Source organism: Micromonospora sp. NPDC049139, assembly GCF_055586845.1.
Genome location: NZ_JBVJHK010000013.1, coordinates 96216 through 116967 on the forward strand (window position 1 = coordinate 96216; position 20752 = coordinate 116967).

The 20752-nt window shown below is 73.9% G+C and carries 20 protein-coding genes; 13 read left to right on the plus strand and 7 right to left on the minus strand.

Translation table 11 applies throughout. The annotated features are described in order from the left end of the window. Positions 1 to 39: 39 nt before the first annotated feature. From ACZ6Q9_RS21560 to ACZ6Q9_RS21570, 3 genes are all read left to right on the plus strand, one after another. Positions 40 to 921, plus strand: coding sequence for a Gfo/Idh/MocA family protein (locus ACZ6Q9_RS21560; RefSeq protein ID WP_393267139.1), 882 nt, complete (start codon positions 40 to 42; stop codon positions 919 to 921). Between the two features lie 93 nt (positions 922 to 1014). Beyond that, positions 1015 to 2031, plus strand: coding sequence for an NAD-dependent epimerase/dehydratase family protein (locus ACZ6Q9_RS21565; RefSeq protein WP_396830023.1), 1017 nt, complete (start codon positions 1015 to 1017; stop codon positions 2029 to 2031). Positions 2032 to 2039: 8 nt separating this feature from the next. Beyond that, on the plus strand, positions 2040 to 3095 hold the full coding sequence (locus ACZ6Q9_RS21570) for a dihydrodipicolinate synthase family protein (protein ID WP_393458466.1): 1056 nt from the start codon (positions 2040 to 2042) through the stop codon (positions 3093 to 3095). A 92-nt stretch (positions 3096 to 3187) separates the two neighbouring features. On the opposite strand, the gene ACZ6Q9_RS21575 is transcribed toward ACZ6Q9_RS21570, so the two are convergent. After that, entirely contained in the window at positions 3188 to 4408 is a 1221-nt protein-coding gene (locus ACZ6Q9_RS21575) for a hypothetical protein (RefSeq protein ID WP_357696756.1), read from the minus strand. An 81-nt stretch (positions 4409 to 4489) separates the two neighbouring features. On the opposite strand from ACZ6Q9_RS21575, the gene ACZ6Q9_RS21580 reads away from it, so the two are divergent. The 4 genes from ACZ6Q9_RS21580 to ACZ6Q9_RS21595 are packed head-to-tail and all read left to right on the plus strand — an operon-like array spanning position 4490 to position 8017. After that, a complete protein-coding gene (locus ACZ6Q9_RS21580) occupies positions 4490 to 5662 on the plus strand; it encodes a DegT/DnrJ/EryC1/StrS family aminotransferase (RefSeq protein WP_396830024.1) in 1173 nt (390 codons plus the stop codon). Then, positions 5659 to 6555, plus strand: a complete 897-nt coding sequence (locus ACZ6Q9_RS21585) for a dihydrodipicolinate synthase family protein (RefSeq protein WP_396830025.1) — start codon at positions 5659 to 5661, stop codon at positions 6553 to 6555. The genes ACZ6Q9_RS21580 and ACZ6Q9_RS21585 overlap by 4 nt, the downstream gene beginning before the upstream one ends. Then, positions 6552 to 7292: an amidohydrolase family protein gene (locus ACZ6Q9_RS21590; RefSeq protein WP_393267156.1), complete on the plus strand. Its 741-nt coding sequence runs from the start codon at positions 6552 to 6554 to the stop codon at positions 7290 to 7292. The genes ACZ6Q9_RS21585 and ACZ6Q9_RS21590 overlap by 4 nt, the downstream gene beginning before the upstream one ends. Next, complete coding sequence (locus ACZ6Q9_RS21595; RefSeq protein WP_396830026.1) at positions 7289 to 8017, plus strand: amidohydrolase family protein; 729 nt, start codon at positions 7289 to 7291, stop codon at positions 8015 to 8017. The genes ACZ6Q9_RS21590 and ACZ6Q9_RS21595 overlap by 4 nt, the downstream gene beginning before the upstream one ends. A gap of 115 nt (positions 8018 to 8132) precedes the next feature. On the opposite strand, the gene ACZ6Q9_RS21600 is transcribed toward ACZ6Q9_RS21595, so the two are convergent. Continuing rightward, complete coding sequence (locus ACZ6Q9_RS21600; RefSeq protein WP_363708934.1) at positions 8133 to 8453, minus strand: DMT family transporter; 321 nt, start codon at positions 8451 to 8453, stop codon at positions 8133 to 8135. Next, the gene (locus tag ACZ6Q9_RS21605) at positions 8450 to 9130 is read right to left on the minus strand and encodes an FMN-dependent NADH-azoreductase (RefSeq protein WP_393267162.1); all 681 of its coding nucleotides are present in this window, start codon (positions 9128 to 9130) and stop codon (positions 8450 to 8452) included. Before ACZ6Q9_RS21605 ends, ACZ6Q9_RS21600 begins: the two co-directional genes overlap by 4 nt. A 143-nt stretch (positions 9131 to 9273) precedes the next feature. Between ACZ6Q9_RS21605 and ACZ6Q9_RS21610 the strand changes: the two genes are divergently transcribed. Continuing rightward, positions 9274 to 9849: a TetR/AcrR family transcriptional regulator gene (locus tag ACZ6Q9_RS21610; RefSeq protein WP_393267164.1), complete on the plus strand. Its 576-nt coding sequence runs from the start codon at positions 9274 to 9276 to the stop codon at positions 9847 to 9849. A 58-nt stretch (positions 9850 to 9907) separates the two neighbouring features. Here the strand turns inward: ACZ6Q9_RS21610 and recD2 are convergent, their stop codons facing one another. From recD2 to ACZ6Q9_RS21625, 3 genes are all read right to left on the minus strand, one after another. Continuing rightward, complete coding sequence (gene recD2 / locus ACZ6Q9_RS21615) at positions 9908 to 12112, minus strand: SF1B family DNA helicase RecD2 (protein ID WP_396830027.1); 2205 nt, start codon at positions 12110 to 12112, stop codon at positions 9908 to 9910. A 208-nt stretch (positions 12113 to 12320) separates the two neighbouring features. Beyond that, the gene (locus tag ACZ6Q9_RS21620; protein ID WP_393267169.1) at positions 12321 to 12824 is read right to left on the minus strand and encodes a hypothetical protein; all 504 of its coding nucleotides are present in this window, start codon (positions 12822 to 12824) and stop codon (positions 12321 to 12323) included. Between the two features lie 114 nt (positions 12825 to 12938). Further along, complete coding sequence (locus ACZ6Q9_RS21625) at positions 12939 to 14012, minus strand: CapA family protein (protein WP_396830028.1); 1074 nt, start codon at positions 14010 to 14012, stop codon at positions 12939 to 12941. Between the two features lie 439 nt (positions 14013 to 14451). Here ACZ6Q9_RS21625 and ACZ6Q9_RS21630 point away from each other — a divergent pair, with 439 nt between their 5' ends. The 5 genes from ACZ6Q9_RS21630 to ACZ6Q9_RS21650 all read left to right on the plus strand — a co-directional run bounded on the left by ACZ6Q9_RS21630 (position 14452) and on the right by ACZ6Q9_RS21650 (position 19538). Continuing rightward, positions 14452 to 14781, plus strand: a complete 330-nt coding sequence (locus ACZ6Q9_RS21630; protein ID WP_393458442.1) for a hypothetical protein — start codon at positions 14452 to 14454, stop codon at positions 14779 to 14781. Between the two features lie 136 nt (positions 14782 to 14917). Next, a complete protein-coding gene (locus ACZ6Q9_RS21635; protein ID WP_396830029.1) occupies positions 14918 to 15367 on the plus strand; it encodes a HEAT repeat domain-containing protein in 450 nt (149 codons plus the stop codon). A 205-nt stretch (positions 15368 to 15572) separates the two neighbouring features. Next, a complete protein-coding gene (locus ACZ6Q9_RS21640) occupies positions 15573 to 16970 on the plus strand; it encodes a hypothetical protein (RefSeq protein WP_396830030.1) in 1398 nt (465 codons plus the stop codon). A 64-nt stretch (positions 16971 to 17034) separates the two neighbouring features. Further along, positions 17035 to 18294, plus strand: a complete 1260-nt coding sequence (locus tag ACZ6Q9_RS21645; protein WP_396830031.1) for an AAA family ATPase — start codon at positions 17035 to 17037, stop codon at positions 18292 to 18294. Further along, entirely contained in the window at positions 18291 to 19538 is a 1248-nt protein-coding gene (locus ACZ6Q9_RS21650) for a vWA domain-containing protein (RefSeq protein ID WP_396830032.1), read from the plus strand. Before ACZ6Q9_RS21645 ends, ACZ6Q9_RS21650 begins: the two co-directional genes overlap by 4 nt. Before the next feature lie 58 nt (positions 19539 to 19596). Here the strand turns inward: ACZ6Q9_RS21650 and ACZ6Q9_RS21655 are convergent, their stop codons facing one another. Next, complete coding sequence (locus ACZ6Q9_RS21655) at positions 19597 to 20730, minus strand: citrate synthase (RefSeq protein ID WP_393267185.1); 1134 nt, start codon at positions 20728 to 20730, stop codon at positions 19597 to 19599. Between the last annotated feature and the right edge of the window lie 22 nt (positions 20731 to 20752).

Below are 20752 nucleotides of genomic sequence, written 5' to 3' on the forward strand. Positions count from 1 at the left end.
CTGGCGCGGCGGCAACCCGGATGAGTAGCCTCTGCGCTCATGCGCATCGCCCTCGCCGGACTGGCCACCAGTCACCCCTACACCGACGCCCGCACCCTGCGCGACGACGCGGAGCTCGTGGTGTGGGAGCCCGACCCGCAGCGGCTGGCGCGGTTCCGGGCCGAGCAGCCGGACGCGGCGGTCGCGCCGGACCTGGCGGCGCTGCTGGCGACCGACCCGGACGGCGTGGTCCTCACCGTCCCCACCTCGGACGTGCCGGAGGCGTTGGCGCAGGTGCTGGAGCGTAAGCTGCCGTGCTTCGTCAACAAGCCGGCCGCCGCGACCGTCGAGCAGCTCGACCGGTTGGAACGCGTCGTGGCGCGGGCCCCGGAGCTGGTGCTCTCCTCCTCGGTGCTGCGCTTCGCGCCGGAGTTCGTCGCGTTCGACGTGCCGCGCGACGAGGTGCTGTCGGTGCGCGCCACGGTCCGGCACGACGTCGGGATCTGGGCCACCGGCTACAACCCGTGGCAGGACGACCCGGCGGTCGGCGGGGGCACCCTGGTCATGATGGGCCTGCACGGGGTGGAACTGCTCGTCGCGCTGCTCGGGCCGGCCGTGCGGCTGGTGGGGGCCGCCGGCACCGTGCGCCGGCACCGGGGCCTGCGCTCGGAGGACACGGGGCTGCTGGCCGTGCAGTGGGACGACGGGGTGCCCGGCACGGTGGAGGTGCTCGGGGTCAGCGAGGGCGAGGCGTACGAGGTCACCGTGCACACCGCCGCGGGGGAGCGCCGGGTGGTGCTGCGCGGCGGGGCCGACGAGTTGGGCTACCGGGCCACCATCGACGCGTTCGTCGGCATGGTCCGGGGCGCCCCGAGCCCGGTGCCGTGGGCGCAGACCCGTGCGGTCCTGGACGTTCTCACCTCGGCGCGCGCCGTGGCCTGACAATCGCCGACCCGATCCACGCGTCGGGTGCCTTGACGCCCCTCCGGCCGGAGGTTACGGTCATGACCGTTACTTCGGAAGGGGTGTGGTGGCATGCGTACGGTGGCGGACCTGGAGGAGCGGCTCTCCCGCCCGCGGGACGTCCTGGTGGACGATCTGCGCAAGCTCGACGGGGACATCCTGATCCTCGGGGCGGGCGGCAAGTTGGGGCCGAGCCTCGTCCGGCTGGCGCTGCGGGGCGTGGCGGCGGCGGGCACCGGCGCCAAGGTCATCGCGGTGTCCCGCTTCTCGGAGGCGGGGCTGGCCGACGCGTTGCGCGACGAGGGCGCGGTGGTGGTCGAGGCGGACGTCACCGACGACGCCGCGTTGGCCGCGCTGCCCGACGCGGCCAACGTGGTCTTCCTGGTCGGGGCGAAGTTCGGCACCTCCGGCCGGGAGCACGCCACCTGGGCCACCAACACCTTCCTGCCCGGGCGGGTCGCGCAGCGCTTCGCCGGGTCCCGCCTGGTGGCGCTGAGCACCGGCAACGTCTACCCGCTGGTCCCGGTGACCTCCGGCGGCTGCGTCGAGGAGGTCCCGGTCCAGCCGGTCGGCGAGTACGCCATGTCCTGCCTGGGCCGCGAGCGCATCCTCACCCACTTCGCGCTGCGCGACGACACCCCGCTGGCCCTGATCCGGCTCAACTACGCCGTCGAGATGCGCTACGGCGTCCTCGTCGACATCGCCCGCACCCTGCACGCGGGCGAGCCCGTGGACCTCACCATGGGGCACGCCAACATCGTCTGGCAGGGCTACGCCAACGAGGTCACCCTGCGCGCCCTGCACCACACGCGGACACCGCCGTTCGTGTTGAACCTGACCGGGCCGGAGCTGGTCTCGGTCCGTCAGGTCGCCACCGCGCTCGCCGCCCGACTGGGCCGTGAGCCGGTCTTCACCGGCACCGAGGCGCCGACCGCCCTGCTGTCCAACGCCCAGCTCTGCCACCGGCTCTTCGGCTACCCCGACGTGCCCGTCGCCGACCTGATCGACCTGACGGCGGACTGGGTCGCCGACGGCCAGCCCCTGCTCGGCAAGCCGACCGGATTCCAGCGCCGCGACGGCAAGTTCTAGGAGAGACCGTGTTGACCGCATCGAGCACCCGACAGACCTCGGCCCTGGCCCGGTTCCAGCGCGGCTGCGTCATCCCCGCGCACCCGCTGGCCCTGGACGCCGACCGCAAGCTCGACGAGCGCCGGCAGCGGGCGCTGACCCGCTACTACCTGGCCTCCGGCGCGGGGGGCATCGCCGTCGGCGTGCACACCACCCAGTTCGCCATCCACGACCCGAAGGTCGGGCTACTCGCCCCCGTGCTGGAGCTGGCCGCCGAGACCGCGGCCGGCTCGGACGCCATCCTGGTCGCCGGCGCCTGCGGGGACACCGCCCAGGCGGTCGCCGAGGCGGAGCTGGCCGCCTCGCTCGGCTACGACATGGTGCTCCTGTCGCCGTACGCGCCACTGGACGAGGACGCCCTGGTCGAGCGGGCCCGCGCGGTCGGCGAGGTGCTGCCGGTGATCGGCTTCTACCTGCAACCGGCCGTCGGCGGGCGGGAGCTGTCCCGGGGCTTCTGGGCCCGGCTGGCCGCCCTCGAGTCGGTGGTCGGGATCAAGGTGGCGCCCTTCGACCGCTACCGCACGCTGGACGTGCTGCACGGCGTGGTCGCGGCCGGACGCAACGGCGACCTGGCCCTCTACACCGGCAACGACGACCACATCCTCGCCGACCTCGTGGCGCCGCACCGGGTCGTCGTGGACGGCCGGGCCGTCGAGGTCGAGTTCGTCGGCGGGCTGCTCGGCCAGTGGGCGGTCTGGGCGAACACCGCGGTGAGCCTGCTCGACGAGGCGCGCCGGGCCCGCTCCGGCGACGACGCCGCGCTGCGCCGGCTGCTCACCCTCGACGGCCACCTGACCGACGCCAACGCGGCCATCTTCGACTCCGCCAACGGCTACCACGGCTGCATCCCCGGCATCCACGAGGTGCTGCGCCGGCAGGGCCTGCTGGCCGGCCGCTGGTGCCTGGATCCGGCCGAGGAGCTGTCGCCGGGGCAGATGGCCGAGCTGGACCGGGTGCACCGGGCGTACCCGCACCTGCGCGACGACGACTTCGTCGCCGAGCACCTCGACACCTGGCTGTCCTGACCGCGCGAGGCGGTAGGGAGGTCGGCGGCGCGGGACACCGTCCCCGCCGCCGGCCTCGGGGCCGCCCGCCCCGGACAGGGGCGGGCCGGCAGTCAGAGGGTCAGGCGGTAGAGGGTCAGCGGGCGGCCGCTGGTGCCGGAGGCGAGGTTGCCGGTCCGCTCGGCCAGGCCGGCCAACTCCAGGCGGTGCAGCATGCGCCGCGCGGTGCGCTGCTGCACCCGCAGTTGGTCGGCGACCTCCCGGCTGGTCAGCGGCTCGTCGCCGACCGTCGTGCGCACCTCGCGCAGGCGCAGCAGGGTGGGCACGGACAGGCCGACCCGTTGGGCGATGACCGCCAGGTTCACCTCCGCCGGCGGCGGGGCCGGCGTGGTGGACTCCAGCACGATGTCGGTCTCGCCGCGCAGCGACAGCACGGCCGTGGTGGGGCCGACCCGGCGGGCCCGGCTCAGCGCGCGGCGTGCCAGGTTCTCCGCCTCGGCGGCGCTGCGGCCCAGCCCGAACCCGATCTGCACGGTCTCGTGCCGGTCGGCCAGGCGGCGCAGCATCGGCAGCGCCGTGAAGCCGCCGGTGGCGTCGTGCAGCGGCCCGCGGGTGGTGACGATGAGGTACGTGTCGGGGGCGAAGCGCGCGACGGTGCCGCCGAGCCCGGCCACCTCCTTGAGCAGCCCGTCGTCGCCGTCGGACAGGTTGGCCAGCCCGAGTGCGATCTGGGCGTCCTCCTGGGCCTGGCTGCCGACGTGCAGCAGGAGTTGGCGCAGCGCGGCGCGCACCGAGTGGTTCGACGGGGCGAGGCGGAACGCCGGCATCTCGTGGCGCAGCACCTCGTAGACCGAGCTGATGCAGGTGACGGCGACGTCCGCGCCGGCCTTGCGCTGCCTGCGGTGGAAGGCGACCACGTCGTCGGAGCTCAGGCCGCTGCGGTAGGGCAGCGACCGGACCCGGTCCACCGGCAGGTCGGCCTCGCCGAAGGTGCCGGCGACGTCGGCGCCGGTGACGGTGTCGATCGACATGCGGGTGACGTCGCGGCCGTCGCGCAGCAGCCGCACGGCGGCCTGGAGCAGGGTCGCGCCCGTGTAGTCGACGAAGACCGCCGGCCGGTGCAGCAGGTTCGCCTCCCGGGCGAGGGTGTACGGCACGACGCCGGTGAACAGCCACGCCTCGACCTGGCCGGCGTGCGCCTCGACGATCGCCGGTGCCTGCGACTCGTGGTCGTAGTGCAGCCGTCTGGCGGTGACGCCGGGCTGCTCCTCGCAGGTGGCGGCCACGTCGTCGACCAGGTCGTGCGGACCGACGACCCCGATCTCAATGGTCACCGCTGCCTCCTGTCAGGGTTGCGTTGTTCGCAGCACAAGATTACGGTCAGGCCCGGTATTACTGTAGCCCTGGGAGGGTGCGTGTCGTTCCCCAGCATGGCCGACGCCGGCGGCCGGACGATCGGTGCGGAGGAGCTGGCCGCTGTCAGCCGGGTGCTCCAGTCGGGCATGCTCAGCTCGGTCTGGGGCACGGAGGTCCGCGCCCTGGAGCGCGAGATGGCCGACCTCCACGGAGTGTCGCACGCCGTGGCCGCCAGTTCCGGGACCGCTGCGCTGCACCTGGCCGTCGCCGCCGTCGCGCCGGACCCGGGCGACGAGATCATCACGTCTCCGATCAGCGACTTCGGCACGGTCGCGCCCATTCTCGCCCAGAACGCCGTGCCCGTGTTCGCCGACGTCGATCCGTACACCGGAAACCTCGACCCGGCAGCGGTCGCCGCCGCGATCGGGCCGCGCACCCGGGCGATCCTCGGGGTGCACCTGTTCGGCGCGGCCGCCGACCTCCGCGAGGTCGCCGACACCGCCAGCGTGCCGCTGATCGAGGACTGCGCCCAGGCGTGGCTCACCCGCTACCCGGACGGCACCCTCGCCGGCACCGCCGGCGCGATCGGCTGCTTCAGCCTCCAGCAGTGGAAGCACATCACCTGCGGCGACGGCGGCCTGACCGTGACCGACGACGCCGTGCTGGCCCGCCGGATGCGGCTCTTCGCCGACAAGGGCTGGCCCCGCGACGAGGCCCGCCGGCACGTGAGCCTCGGCCTGAACTACCGGATGACCGAGCTGGCCGGCGCCGTCGCCCGCGCCCAACTGGCGAAGCTGCCCGGCGTGCTGGCCGACCGGCGGCGCACCGCCCGCCGACTGGCCGCCGCGCTGGCCGACCTGACCGGCGTACGCCTGCCGGCGGACCTCGACGCGCACGCCTGGTGGCTGTTCCCCATCGTGCTCGACCCGCCGCTGACCAACCACGAGGTGGCCGGGAAACTGGCCGCCGCCGGGATCCCCGCCCGCGCCGGCTACCTCCAGCAGCCGCTGCACTGCGCCCCGGCGCTGACCGAGGCCCCCGTCTACGGCACCTCCCGCTTCCCGCTGACCGTGCCGCCGGCCGACCGCCTGCCGGCCTACGGGCCCGGCGCGTTCCCGGTCGCCGAGCGGCTCATCGCGGAGACCCTGCTGGTGATCGACTGGAACGAGCGGTACACCGACGCGCACGTCGACGAGATCGCCCGGGCGGTCCGGGCGGCGGTGACCCCGTGATCGCGCCGGCCGCCGCCGCGCTGCGCGAGCGGCTGCGCTGGCGACTCGTCGCCGCCACCGCCACGCCGATGGACGCCGACCGGGCGGTCGACGCCGCGGTGCTCGACCGCTACCTGCGCGGCCTGGTCGTCGACGGCGCGGACGCCCTCGCCGTGTGCGCCCACACCGGCCGCGGCCCCCACCTCGACCCGGCGACCCGCGACCTGGTCGTGCGCCACGCCGTCGACACCGGGGTGCCGGTGGTCGTCGGCGTGGGCGGCCGGCCGGGCGAGCACACCGACGAGGTCGCCGCGCAGGCCGCCCGGGCCGCCGACCTCGGCGCCGCCGGCGTCCTGGTCTTCCCCGTCGACGGCGACGCGGTCGCCCACCACGACGCCGTCTGGCGCGCCGCCGGCCTGCCGATGCTCGCCTTCGACCTCTACACCCGGCCGTACTCCGCGTCGCGGCTGGCCGCCCTGCTGGAACACCCCGGCGTCGCCGGGGTGAAGGTGGCCCGGCTGCACGACGCGATCGCCTGCCAGGCCGCCCTGGCCGCAGCGCACCGGGCCGACCGGCTGGCGGTCACCGGCGAGGACCGGATGTTCGGGCCGTCGCTGATGTGGGGCGCGCAGGCCGCCCTGGTCGGCCTCGCCGCCGCCGCCGTGCCGGTCACCGCCGCCGTGCTGCGGGCGTACGCCGACGGGAAGCACGACGACTTCGTCGCCGCCTCCGCCCGGCTCGACCGGCTCGCCGAGGTCACCTTCACCGACCCGATGGAGGGGTACGTGCACCGCATGCTCCAGATCGCCGCCGACGAGGGGCGGATCCCCGCCTCCCACGCGGTCGACGCGTACGCTCCGGCGCTACCGGACGGCGACCGGGACCGCGTGCTCGCGGTGGCGAGGCAGCGGTGAGCGGCAACCCGTTCGTCGCGGCCGACCTGCCCCCGGTCACCTTCGACGTCGACGTCCTCGTCGGCCGGTACGCCGACCGGCCGGGCCCCACCGGCGACCCCCGCGACGTCGCGGCCACCCTCCGCGCGAACGGCATCGCGCGGGCGGCCGTGGCCAGCCTCCGGGCGGCGCTGTTCGACATGGCCAGCGGCAACGACGAGGCCGCCGCCCTGGCCGGCCCCACCGTGCTGCCGGTCGGCGCGCTCGACCTGCGCGACCCGCTCGGCGCGGAGCGGGAGGTCGTCCGGCTCGCCGAGCGCGGCTTCCGGGCGGTGCGGCTCTTCCCCGACGAGCAGCGCGTCGAGCCGGACTTCCCGTCCGTGCGGCACGTCGCCCGCCGGGCCGCCGAGGCCGGCCTGGTCATCCTGACCGGCGGGGACGTCCGCCGGTTCTGGCGGCCGCTGCGCGGCGCGACCGTGGTCTTCCTGGACACGCACTTCTACCACCTGGGCGACTTCGTGGTGGCGGCCCGCGACGAGCCCGGCTTCCACACCTCCACCCGGCTGCTCAACTCGCCCGACGCGCTGGAGACCGTCGTCGCCCACGTCGGCGTCGGGCGGCTGCTCTACGGCTCCCGCACCCCGTTCTACGAGCCGGTCGTGCCGCGACTGCGGCTGGCCCGCGGCGGCCTCGGGCCGGCCGAGGTGGCCGCCGTGGCGGGCGGCAACGCCCGCCGGATCCTGGAGGGCCAGGAATGATCATCGACGTGCACGCCCACTGGGGACCCTGGTTCTTCAGCATGGACGTCGGGGCGGTCGCCACCAACCTCGCGGTGATGGACCGCTACGGCATCGACCTCGCCGTCGTCTCCGCCACCGAGGCGGTCATCTACGACGTCACCGCCGGAAACCGGGCGATGGCCCGGGTGCTGGAGACCAACGACCGCCTGCTCGGCTACCTGACGATCAACCCGCGCCGCCTCGACGACGCCGAACGGGACCTGCGCGAACTGCTCCCCACCGGCCGGTTCGTCGGCGTGAAGATCCACACCGACTACACCGGCTCCCCGGCGGACTCCCCGCAGGCCCGCGCGGCGCTGGAACTCGTCGCCGCGCACGACCTGCCCGCCCTCGTGCACACCTGGGACGCGACGCCGCTCGACCTGGCCCAGGCCGTCGCGGACATCCCCGGGCTGCGCGCCATCGCCGGACACATGGGCGCGAACGGCTGGCGGCACGCCGTCGAGGCGGCCAACTCGGTCGACCGGCTCTGGCTGGAGCCGTGCTTCTCGCACACCGAGGCGGGCCGGTTCGCCGCCGTGGCGGCGGCGGTCGACCCGCGGCGGCTGCTCTTCGGCACCGACGCCACGCTCATCGACCCCGCGGCGGCCTTCGGGGCGGTGCTCGCCGCCGACCTCGACGTGGAACTGGCCGAGCGGGTCGCCTGGCGCAACGCCGCCGAGCTGTTCCGTCTCGACGTGTAGCTGACGTCGGCTCTGTCCGGTCGCACCGGGCGTCGACGTGTCGCGGGGGCCGCCTCCTGACGGGAGGCGGCCCTGTCCGCTGTTGGCGGACGGCAGTAACCTGCTCGCCGCGCGCTCAGTCCGGGTCGGTGACCCGGGCCAGCACGATGCCGCAGACGATCAGGGCCAGTGCGGCGAAGCGGCCGACACCGACCGGATCCTTGTGCACGACGATGCCCAGCGAGATCGCGCCGATCGCGCCGATGCCGGTGAACACGGCGTAGGCCGTGCCGACCGGCAGGTCCTGCATCGCCCGGGAGAGCAGGTAGACGGCGGCGGCTCCGAGCGCGAAGCAGAGCAGGGTCGGCACCGGCCTGGTGAAGTTCTGCGTCGGCTTGATGGTCTGCGACCAGATGATCTCGACCAGGCCGGCGAGCGCCAGGACGAGCCAGCTCATGCCCGCGGTCCCGAGGGTGCCAGCGCCTCGGCGGCGACGGCGCGGGCCACGTCGACCGCCGCCTGCCGGGCATCGGCGTACGACCGGTGGTAGGACTCGCGCCACCGCTCCAGCCTCGGGTCCACGGTGGAGTTGACGAACTCGGTGTTGATGACGGTGACGTCGTCGACCTGGAAGTGGCCGAGGAAGAAGTCCCGCAGGTAGCGCTCCTGGTGGTCGACGGGCTCGCGCGGGGTGCCGGGGGCGTAGGAACCGCCTCGCGCGCCGGTGACGACGACCTTGAGGTTCAGCGTGGCGTGCGGGAACGTCACCTGGTCGATCCACAGCTTGAGGCTCGCGGGGATCGAGAAGTTGTACATGGGAGCGCCGATGAGCAGCACGTCGGCGGAGACCAGTTCGGTGAGCAACGGCTCCACCACCGCCCAGGCCTCCCGCTGAGCCGGGGTCCGCACCCCCTCGGCGAGGCGGCCGGGTTCGGTGATGGCGTGCCGCAGCGCGTAGTCGCAGATCTCGGTCCACGCCTCGCCGATGACGGGCACGGGGTCGGCGGCGAGATCGCGGTAGGTGTAGGTCCCCGTCGGGTGGGCGGCCCGCCACCCGTCGGCGAACGCCCTGCTCAGCGTGCGGGAGTGTGATGCCCGACGGGCGCTGGCGTCCAGGTGCAGCAGGTGGGCCATGACTCTTGTCCCTACTCGTCGGAGGAAACGGACACGATGTCCGGTTGTTCGGCGACGCTAGCAGCTAAGTGGACGCCGTGTCCATTTAACTGCACGTGCGGTGGTCGTCGCAACCGGACGGGGTGTCCGGTTAGGCTGTCGGGATGGCGGATGACCTTCTGGCCCCGGCCCCCGCGGAACGGGCCGACGCCGCGGCCAACCGGCGACGCATCCTCGCGGCCGCGGAACGCCTGTTCGCCGAGCGCGGTCCGCAGATCTCCATGACGGACCTGGCCACCGCCGCCGGCGTCGGCCGCGCGACGCTCTACCGCCGCTACCCGGACGTCACGTCCGTGGCTGTCGCCCTCCTCGACGTCCATGAGCAGCGGTTGCAGCAGCAGATCCTCGCCGGCCCGCCGCCGCTCGGGCCGGGCGCGTCGCCTCGCCGCCGCCTCGAGGCGTTCTACGACTCCATGATCGATCTGCTCGAACGACACCTGCCGCTGGCCCTCGGCGCCGAACTGGGTGCCGCCCGCTTCGCCACCGGCGCCTACGGCTTCTGGCGGACGTTCGTCATGTCCCTGATCCGCGACGCCGGCTGGCAGGAAGACGCCCTCGCCGACGTCCTGCTCGCGCCGCTCGCCCCCGAGGTGTACCGGTACCAGCGCCACGACCGGGGGCGAACGGTGCCCGAGATCAAGTCGGCGCTCGCCCGCCTCGCGTACGTCCTGCCGGACTGACTCCGGCACGGAACGTCCTCGGCGACGAGGGCCTCGGCGGTGGTAAGGAACGGGCGGGTCAGGCGAGGCGGTGGTCGAGGGCGGTGTGGCGGCGCCCGGCGCCGACGGTGCGGACGGCGGCGGCGAGGGCGCGGCGGGAGCCGACGAGGACGACGAGCCGCTTGGCGCGGGTGACGGCGGTGTAGAGCAGGTTGCGTTGCAGCATCATCCACGCACTGGTGGTCAGGGGGATGACGACGGCGGGGTACTCGGAGCCCTGCGAGCGGTGGATGGTCATGGCGTACGCGTGGGCCAGCTCGTCGAGTTCGTCGAAGTCGTAGTCGATGCTCTCGTCCTCGTCGGTGCGTACGGTGAGGGTCTGCTCCTCGGCGCTCAGGGCGGTGACGATGCCGACGGTGCCGTTGAAGACGCCGGCCTGGCCCTTGTCGTAGTTGTTGCGGATCTGGGTGACCTTGTCGCCGACGCGGAACACCCGCCCGCCCACGCGGCGCTCGGGCTGCCCGTCCCGGGCGGGGGTGAGGCGCTGCTGGAGCAGCGTGTTCAGGGCCGCGGCGCCGGCGGGGCCGCGGTGCATGGGGGTGAGGACCTGCACGTCGCGCCGCGGGTCGAGGCCGAAGCGGGCGGGGACGCGGGTGCAGGCGACGTCGACGGTCAGGGCGGCGGCGGCCTCGGTGTCGTCGCAGGCGAACAGGAAGAAGTCGCCGAGCCCCTGGAGCAGGGGTGGCTTGCCGGCGTTGATGCGGTGGGCGTTGGTGACGACCCCGGACTCCGCGGCCTGCCGGAAGATCTGGGTCAGCCGGACCCGGGGGATGGCCGGGGCGGCGAGCAGGTCCCGCAGGACCTCCCCGGCGCCGACGGAGGGGAGCTGGTCGACGTCGCCGACGAGCAGCAGGTGCGCGCCGGGCGGGACGGCCTTCACGAGCTTGTTGGCGAGGACGAGGTCGAGCATGGACGCCTCGTCGACGACGAGGAGGTCGACGTCGAGGGGGTTGTCCCGGTCGTAGGAGGCGTCCCCGCCGGGGCGTAGCTGGAGCAGCCGGTGCACGGTGGCGGCGGGATGGCCGGTCAGCTCCGACAGTCGCTTCGCGGCGCGGCCGGTCGGCGCGACGAGGGTTACCTTCGCCTTCTTCGCGGCGGCGAGTTCGACGACCGAGCGGACGGTGAAGCTCTTGCCGCAGCCCGGCCCACCGGTCAGCACGGCGACCTTGGCGGTGAGGGCGAGCCGGACCGCCTGTTCCTGCTCCGGGGCGAGGTCGGTGCCGGTGCGGGCCTTCAACCAGGCCAGCGCCCTGCCCCAGTCGACGCCGGTGAAGTGGGGCAGCCGGTCGGCGCGGTGGTGCAGCAGCCGCAGCAGTGACCCGGCCAGGGACTGCTCGGCGCGGTGCAACGGCACCAGGTACACCGCCGCCGTCGGCTCGCCGTCCGGCCCGGGCAGGGTCTCGCGGACCACCCCCTCCTCGCCGACGAGTTCGTCGAGGCAGGTGGTGACGAGGTCGGCGGGCACGTTGAGGATCTTGGTGGCCTCGACGACCAGTTGACCGTCGGGCAGGTAGCAGTGCCCGTTGTCGGTGGCCTCGGAGAGGGTGTACTGGAGGCCGGCCTTGACCCGCTGGGGGCTGTCGTGCGGGATCCCCACGGCTTGGGCGATGGTGTCGGCGGTCTTGAACCCGATGCCCCACACGTCGGCCGCCAGCCGGTACGGCTCGTTCTTCACCACCGTGATGGAGGCGTCGCCGTACTGCTTGAAGATCCGTACGGCCAGCGAGGTGGACACGCCGACGCCCTGGAGGAAGACCATCACCTCCTTGATCGCCTTCTGCTCCTCCCACGCCGCGGTTATCTTGGCGGTGCGTTTCGGCCCCAGGCCGGGCACCTCGACCAGCCGGCTCGGTTCGGTCTCGATCACCTGGAGGGTGTCGAGGCCGAAGTGCGCGACGATCCGCTCGGCGAAGACCGGGCCGATGCCCTTGACCAGTCCGGAGCCGAGGTAGCGCTGGATGCCCTGGATCGTGGCCGGCAGGACGGTGGTGTAGGAGTGGACCTCGAACTGCCGGCCGTACTGCGGGTGTGACGACCAACGGCCGGACAGCCGCAGGCTCTCCCCGGGCTGGGCCCCCAGCAACGCCCCGACCACCGTGAGCAGGTCGCTGCCGCGGTCGGTGGACACCCGGGCGACGGTGTAGCCGGTCTCCTCGTTGACGTAGGTCAGCCGTTCGAGCACCGCGTCCAACACGGCCGACGGCGGGCGAGTGGGGGCAGTCACCCGCCCATCCTGCCCTGCGTGCCGCTCGACGCTCGCGCGTGTCCCGGGTGAGGGCCACCCACCAGGCGATTCGGGTACGCCGGCACCCGTGGCGCCGGCAGCCCGTCGCACCGGTCGTCGGTCGAGGTCCCGGTCGGCCGCTGGTGGCGGGTTGCCCCGGTGGCAGGGGCGGGCGCCGCCGGGACGGCGGCGGCGCCCGCGTCCTGCCTCAGCAGCCGCACGTGTAGAAGAGGATGTCCCAGTGGCTGCCCTCCTTGGTGTAGAGGTTGCCGGAGGGCGCCCGGTACTGGTAGCCGAAGCCGGAGATGTAGCCGACGTAGGTGTAGTGCGCCGAGATGTAGTTCTGGATGCAGGTGCTCAGCGCGATGTCCAGCTTGTAGCCGTTCCAGTGGCTGTAGGTGCCGCTGGTGTGCCCGACCTCGGTGCCGGCGGTGATCGTGATGGCGCAACCGCTGGCGCGTTTGAAGGTGATGATCCCGTCGATGGTGGCCTGCCGGACGCCGTCAAACGAGGTGCAGGTCGAGACGTAGCGGTCGCTGCAGTTGCCGCTGGAGGTCCAGGAGATGCCGGCGGCGCTCAGTTGCGACGTGGCGCTGGAGTGGGTGATGGCGAAGGCCGGGCTGGCCAGCCCGAGCGCGGCCCCGATCGTGGCCGCGACAGCGACCAGCAGGGTGAGCAGGCGGCGGCGCAGGGGGGAGCGGGTGGACGACATGGCTCTCTCCGTTCGCGTGGGGGATCCTTGCGATGGGAAAGGCCGACCTTGAAAATTTTCTACCAGACATCGATGGATATGACTAGTAGGAGCTGGTGCCGCCCTGCCGGCGCGCTACCCGGTGGGGGACGGGGCGAGGTCGGTACAGCCGCGCAGGTCCCCGTACTCCCGGAGGATGCGCGCCGCGTCGTCCCCTCCGGCGAGCTGGGGCTGGCCGGTGCGGCGGGAGATCAGCGCCGGCACCAGCTCCGTCTTCACGATCTCCGCGCCGCGCAGGGTGACCCGCAGGATCCCCGTGTCGTTGCTGTACGCGTCGTCGCGCCACCACAGGAAGTTGCCCAGCCCGTACTGGACGAAGGTCCGGTCGATCCAGCCGTCACCGAGCAGCAGGTGCGCGTGGGTGCCGACGACGAGGGAGGCGCCCGCCCGGGCCATCTCACCCGCGAACGCCCGCGCGTCGGCGGGTGGGCAGCTGTCCCCCTCCGCGCCCCAGTGGACGTACACGACCACCACGTCGGCCTGCCGGCGCGCGGCGCGTACCGCGGCGACCGCCCGGGTCAGGTCCCTCGTCATCGCGATACCGGCACGGTCGTCGGTGGCCCGCCACTGCGACCACAGCTCGTCGACCTGGCTGAAGGCGAGGAAGGCGATCCGCGTGCCGCCGATCCGGGTCGTCCACGGCGCGTACGCCGCCGCCGCGTCGGCGCCCGCCCCCACGGTCGGCATCCCGGCGGCCCTCGCCGCGTCCACGGTGTCGGTCAGTCCGACCCGTCCGTAGTCCAGCGTGTGGTTGTTCGCGATCGACACGACGTCGACCCCGGCCGCCTTCACCGCCTCGTACGCACCCGCCGGAGCCCGGAAGAGGAACTGCTTCGGCTCCGGGGTGCCGCGCGTGGTGACCGCGGTCTCCAGGTTCACCATCGTCAGGTCCGCGGCGGACAGCGCCGACGAGATCGACCCGAACGCGGTCGCCGGATCGTCCAGCAGGACCGCCGTACGGCCGGCGAAGTGCACGTCGCCCGCGAAGGCCAACGTGACCTCGGCCGGCCCGGCCCGCGACGGGGACGCCGTCGCCGCCGCGGCGGAGCGGGCCGGCTCACCGGCCGGCGGCGTGGACCCGACCCGGCATGCGGTCAGCGCCACGGTCAGGGTCGTCGCCAGCGCGACGAGGGATCGTGCCCGTCTCACCCCAGGCAGCGTACGGCGCAGCGCCTGTCTCGGCGCCGACTTGACGAAGTTGCCCGGCGCACCTTGGGTCGACACCATGACCGCGGGCACCGATGGCAGGCACGGTACGGAACGTCGGCCGTCGTCCCGACCACGTGTCGACTGGCAGGATGGACCCATGCGGGTTAACCGATGGTCGGCGGAGGCACTCGTCATCGTCGCCGTGATCCTGTCGGCGGCGGCCTGCACGTCTTCGCGGGATGTGGGCCAGCGTGACGGTCCGCGGCCCGCACCGGGAGCCGCCACCCCGGCCAGCGCCGGCACCGGTGCGCCGCCCCCGACCTCTGGAGGTCCCGCCCAGGTGACGTGTGCGGATTCCATCGGCGTCTCGCCTCAGCCACCCGACGGGTACCGGATCGTCCTGGGGGATGCGGCGGTGCCGATCGGGAGAGTGCTCCAGGTGGCGGAATCGGGGGAGGCAGACCCCGCTGCGCGGTGGTTCGCCAAGTGGGGATTGGTGGTGCGGGCAGGCGCAGAAGTCGACCTCCTGGTCGCACCTGGCTGGAAGGACCGGGCCCGCATCACGTGGGGTCCCTCGGCGGCGCCCGCCGCGACCGTGCACGTGAGCGCCTGCGCGCCTGCCGCCGGCAAGGGTCAGTGGCTGACCTTCGCCGGCGGGACCTGGGTCGCGCGGGCGGCCTGCGTTCCGCTGCTCGTCCGTTCAGGTGGGCGACAGGCCGAGGTGCGTCTGGCGGTCGGCGCGCCCTGCGACGACGCCGACCGTCCGTAGCGCCACCCCGACGGCACACCGAGGCCGGGCCGACTCCGCCCGGCCTCGGGGTCCTGGTCGCGTACGCCACCGCGAGCGGATCACGGACCATGAACGATGTGGACGGCTCCAGCCCGCCGTGCGGTTAGATGTCCCGGTGGGCGGTGACTACGAGCGCGAGCGTGCCCGAAAGATACGGATGGCGAGCGGGAACCTCGGCCGCGCCATGCACCTGATGAGAAGCCGTGATCCGCAGGCGGCGGAGGACGGGTTCGCGCTGGTGCGGGACATGGCGGGCCAACACGTCGACGAGCTCATCGACGCGTTCGGCCGCGAGACCGACCACGGCGTGCGGTGTTGGCTGTTGGAACTGATCGGGGATGCGCGTTCACCCCGGGCGTTCGACGTGCTGGCCACGGAGCTGCTGAGCGACGACGAGTCCTTCAGCTTCTGGGCGGAACGGGGCCTGCGACTGCTGGACACCAGAGAGGCGCGACGGTTGCTGTGGCAGCGAGGAGCGGGTGGGCCGTCGGCGGCGAGGGGAAGCCACGCCGCGCCTGATAGCCACGACAACGGTGGCTCGCCGTCATCCGCTGCGGGCGCCTGACCTCGTCCGGCCCGGCGGTTGCGTCGGTGAACGTGCCGACCGGGATGGTTCGGACCGCTGATGTGCAGGAACCCTGGTCGCCCGAGTGCGTCCATGACGACCGACAAAAGTGTCGCTCGCTCAGGCGGCACTACCGTGTATGCTCCTCCGCGATGATGACCTCTCTCGGCAGATTGGGGGTCCCGTCCGCGCAAGGTGAGTGCTGATGCACTCCCGGGCCGCGAATGCGGATTCTCGCCTTTCCTTCTGGCTGCGCGTGCGCGAGTTCGCCGTGCCGCCCCCCATGATCGATTCTGCGACTGCTCGTCGGCACGTCGGGGACTGGGCCGGGGCGTGTGCCGCCGCCAGCGTCGATGTCGACTTCGGTCTGCGTTCCGTTGCTCGTACCCATGGCCGGGAGTTCGCGGCCCGGGTCCGGGCCGACCTGCGCCATCTGGCTCCCGACCTGCTGCGCTGGCACCTGCCGCGGATCGCTCCCGACGGGCTGCTGCGTCCGGGCCTGACCGTCCCGCTGGCCCGGTACGACCCGGCGGACCACGACGGCGACCGCACCGTGCACCTCGTGGTCCGGACCGCACCGGCGTGGGCGGATGCCGGTCAGCGGATCAGCCTGGCGCTGTGGGACGGATCCCGCTCCGGGGACCGATCCTGTCCTCACCCGCATCCCCGACCCGACCGCCGGTTCCGCCTCGATCTGCACCGCCACCTCTGGGACGCGCGCAGAGCCGACGAGCTACGGACCCGGTCGGGGGCGGATCGGCTGCCCGCCGACGGGCGTCCTGCGGTGGACCCTGAACCGTTCGGGGCGGCGCTGCGGGGGCGCGGATGCGCGGTGGACCGGTGGGCGGCCGAGGCGGCGCTCCTGCTCCGCGCCGAGGGGCGGACCAGCGGCCGCGTCGCCGTGCGGCTGGGTGCCCGGAACCGGCTGGTCCTCGACGTGACTCCAGGCGGGGACGGCCGGCCGCCCGAGGCGCGGATCGCGCCGTCGGCGACGGGCTCGGATGCCACGCTGCCGGTGCTGCCCGACGCGGCGACGTGGGTGCTTCCCGACCTGGACCTGCTTCGCAGCGGGCTGATCGATGTCGATCGGCTGCATCCGCTGGTGGCGTCGGCACTGGTGCCCGACCGCCCGGCGGCGACAGCGCCGAGGGCTTCGGACCAGCCGGGACAGCCGCGCATCGTGGAGTGTCGGGGAGCCCGGCACCGGATCGGCCTGGTCGATGGGGTGCTGGTGCCGCTCGACCACGACCCGGCCGAGATCCGCCGGGAGGAACTGCTGGCCGCGCTGACCGGTACCCCGCTCGCCTGCCTGCGCGCGATCGACGAGGCGCACCGCAACCCGGAGTGCCTCGCCGACGTCCGCGCACGCCTGGACCACGGCGACACCGCCGGTGCGCTCGCCGTGGTCGAGGCCCTGCTCGGGCCCGACGCCCTGCTGCGCAGCGGCGACCTGCGCGACGAACTGGAAACGGCCGCCCTGCGGCGGGTCACGTACGGACTGTTCAGGGCAGGACTCGTCGGTTCCGGACCGGGCCCCGCCCGCGCGGACTGTCGCCGTACCCGTGACCGCCGCTCGCACCCGCGCCACGCGGCTCGCCGCTGACCACCGGCCGGTCCCACCCGACGGCCCTCCACGTACCCGCCACCACTCCCACAGGTGATTGAAGATGTCTGCGTTGACCTCGTACGTGTCCACCGATGCCCCTGTCGAGCCGACCCACGCTCCTCAGCTCGATGTCGCCGCCGAACTGCTCGCGCTGCTCGGCGCCACCACCACCGAACCCCGCCCCGACACCCAGCTGGAGGCCCTGACGCTGGCCGTGGCCGCGGACCTGCCCGTGCTGCTGTGGGGCGAGCCGGGGATCGGCAAGACCGCCGCCCTGACGCAGCTCGCCGCGGCGCTGGACCTGCCGCTGACGACCGTTGTCGCCAGCGTCCACGAGCCGTCCGACTTCTCGGGGCTGCCGATCGTCGGCGACGATCCGGCGGCGCAGGGCGTTCCGATGGCCCCGCCGGACTGGGCCGTGCGCCTGGTGCGGGCCGGTCGGGGGCTGCTGTTCCTGGACGAGTTGTCCACCGCGCCGCCGGCCGTCCAGGCGGCCCTGCTCCGCCTCGTGCTCGAGCGGCGGATCGGTGCCCTGCGGCTGCCGCCCGGGGTCCGGATCGTGGCCGCCGCCAATCCGCGCTCCTCGGCGGCCGACGGCTGGGAGCTGAGCGCGCCCCTGGCCAACCGGTTCGTCCACCTCCAGTGGGCCCACGACAACGACGTCGTCGTACGCGGCCTCAGCGGGACCTGGCCCCGAGCGGTGCTGCCCCGGCTCGACCCGGCGCTGTTGTCGGAGGCCGTCACCTTCGCCCGCCGCGCCGTGTGCGGGTTCCTGACCGCCCGCCCGGGTCTGGTGCACCGGCTGCCGAGCAACGAAGGCCGCCGGGGCGGTCCCTGGCCGTCGCCCCGCAGCTGGGACATGACCCTGCGCCTGGTCGCCTTCGCGACCGCGGCGGGCGTCTCGCGGGACGTGCTGTCGTTGTTGGTCAGGGGCACCGTGGGGGACGGCCCGGGGCTGGAGCTACTGGCCAGCATGGACCGGATGGACCTGCCGGACCCCGAGGAGCTGCTGGCCGACCCGGCGGCCGTCCTGCCCGAGCGGGGAGACCTCCGCCAGGCCGTGCTGGACGGCGTGGTGGAGGCGGTCCGCCGGCGTCCGCAGAAGGCTCGCTGGGACGCGGCGTGGGCGCTGCTGGTGCGGGCGCTGGAAACCGGAGCCCCGGACCTGGTGGTGGTTCCCGCCACCACACTCGCCGCCCTGCGCCAGGAGGATTGGGACGTCCCGGCGTCGGTCGAGCGGCTCGCCGGGGTGGTGTCCCTGTCCCGGCGCGCAGACCAGGCGGCGGCACGGGTCGTGGCGGCGGCGGGGAGCAGCCGATGACCCCCGAGCGCACGCTGGACCTCGGAAAGCTCTTCGCCGCGCGGCTGCACGCCGCCCGGGTCCGGCCCTATTTGGCGACGGCGCTGTTCGCCCTGCACGTGGTGGAGTCACGGCGGGTACCCACGATGGCGGTGGACCCGCACTGGCGGTGCTACGTCTCGCCCGCCTTCGTGGACCGTACCCCGGTGGAGGAACTCGCCGGGGTGTGGGTGCACGAGGTCTCGCACCTGCTGCGTGACCACCACGGGCGCGGTGACCGGGTGGCGCGGGAACGGGGGCTGGTCGGGCCGGGGGAGCGGCTGCGGATGAACATCGCCGCGGACTTCGAGATCAACGACGACGTGTTCGGTGACGGGTTGGCCCGGCCCGAAGGCGCCGTCGAGCCAGGGTTGCTGGGGCTGCCCGAGGGGGAGCTCATGGAGGACTACCTGCGGCAGTTCGGGCTCGGGCCGCGTACGCAGGGGCTGGTCTGGCTGGACTGCGGCAGCGGCGCCGACGGGCTGGACCGGGAGTGGGACCTGGGACCGGACGGCGCGCACGGCCTCAGCGCGCACGAACGGGACCTGGTGCGGTTCCGGGTGGCGCACGGCATCACGGGCCGGCCCGGGGACGTCCCGCAGGGCTGGCGGAGGTGGGCGGAGAAGGCGTTCCACCCGCCGCAACCGTGGCGGGAACTGCTGGGGGCGGCGGTCCGCTCGGCCGCCTCCGCCGCCGGCGCCGGCGAGGACTACACCTACGGCCGGCCGTCGCGGCGCTCCGCCGGGGTGCCCGGCGCGATCCTGCCGAGCCTGCGACGCAGGCCTCCTCGGGTGTGCGTGGTCATCGACACGTCCGGGTCGGTGAGCGACGCCGAACTGGGCAGCGCGCTGCTCGAGGTCGCCGCGATCTCCCACGCCGTGGGCGGCCGGCGCGACCTGGTCACCGTGCTTCCGTGCGACGCCGCGGCCCAGGTCGTGCATTCGCTGTGCCGCGCCGAGGACATTCCGCTGCTGGGCGGCGGAGGGACGGATCTGCGCACGGGCTTCGCCCGGGCGCTGCGCGCCCGGCCCCGACCGGACGTCGTCGTGGTCCTGACCGACGGGCAGACGCCCTGGCCGGCGACGCGACCACCGTGTCGGACGGTGGTGGGACTGTTCCCCCGGCATGGGCCGGCCCGGTCGTGGCACGAGGACGACCCCGACTACGTGCCCGACTCGCCGCCCACCTGGGCGCGAGTGGTCGACATCGGCTCCGGCGCCCGGTGAGTCCACCGGGGTGGCGGGGCCGACCTGCCGGCGACCCCGCCCCTGACCTACCGGCCTTTCATGGCACCGGTTGCGGCGGGGGAGGGCCCACGTAGCGCGAGTCCGGCCGGATGATCTTCGAGTCCTCGGCCTGTTCCAGCACGTTCGCGCACCACCCGATGACCCGGCTGGTGGCGAAGGTGGGCGTGAACATCTCCCGGGGCAGCCCGCACAGGTGCATGACGACGCCCGCGTAGTACTCCACGTTGGTGTGCAGTTCGCGGCCGGGCTTCAGCTCCGCCAGCAACGACAGGACCCGCTCCTCGACGGCCACGGCGAAGTCCACCAACGGCCCGCCGAGGTCCTGGGCGATCTCCTTGAGCATGCGGGACCGCGGGTCCTCCGTGCGGTAGATCGGGTGCCCGAACCCCATGATCCGCTCGCCGCCGAGGATGCGTTCGCGCAGCCACGGGTCGGCCCGGTCGATCGTGCCGATGGCGTCGAGGGTGTCCAGGGCCCGGCTGGGGGCACCACCGTGCAGGGGGCCGGAGAGCGCGCCGAGGGCGCCGCCGACGCAGGCGTAGAGGTCGGCGCCGGTGGAGGCGATGACGCGGGCGGTGAAGGTCGACGCGTTGAAGCCGTGGTCGACGGTGGCGATCAGGTAGCGCTCGATCGCCCGGGCGTGACGTTCGGACGGCTCCTCGCCGGTGATCATGTACAGGTAGTTCGCCGCGTGGGACAGGTCGTCGCGCGACTCGATCGGCTCCAGCCCCGCTCGCAGGCGGTACAGGGCCGCCAGCAGGCTGGGCGTCAGCGCGCAGAGCGCCATGGCCTGCGCCCGCCGCTCGGTGGGCGACGTGTCGTACAGCGGGCGGGCTCCGGCGGCGAGGCCGGCGACGGCCAGCGCGGCGCGCAGGCCGCCCATCGGGTCCGGCGACGTCGACGCCGTGGCGATGTCGGGCAGCGCGGCGGCGACCGCGGGCGGGATGTGGCGCAACGGGACGATTTCCTCGTGCAGCGCCTTGGGCTCGGCGGGCAGGGAGCCGTCGATGAGCAGCGCCCAGACGTCCTCCAGCGTCCGGCGCTCGGCGAGGTCGATGGCGGAGTACTGCCGGTAGTGGTAGAAGCCTTCGATGCCGCGGACGTGGCCGACCGTGGTGTCGGTGACCACGACGCCGGCGAGCCCGCGGGGAGCGGTGATGGTGTCAGCCATGCGGGCAGCGTCATGCCGGCGG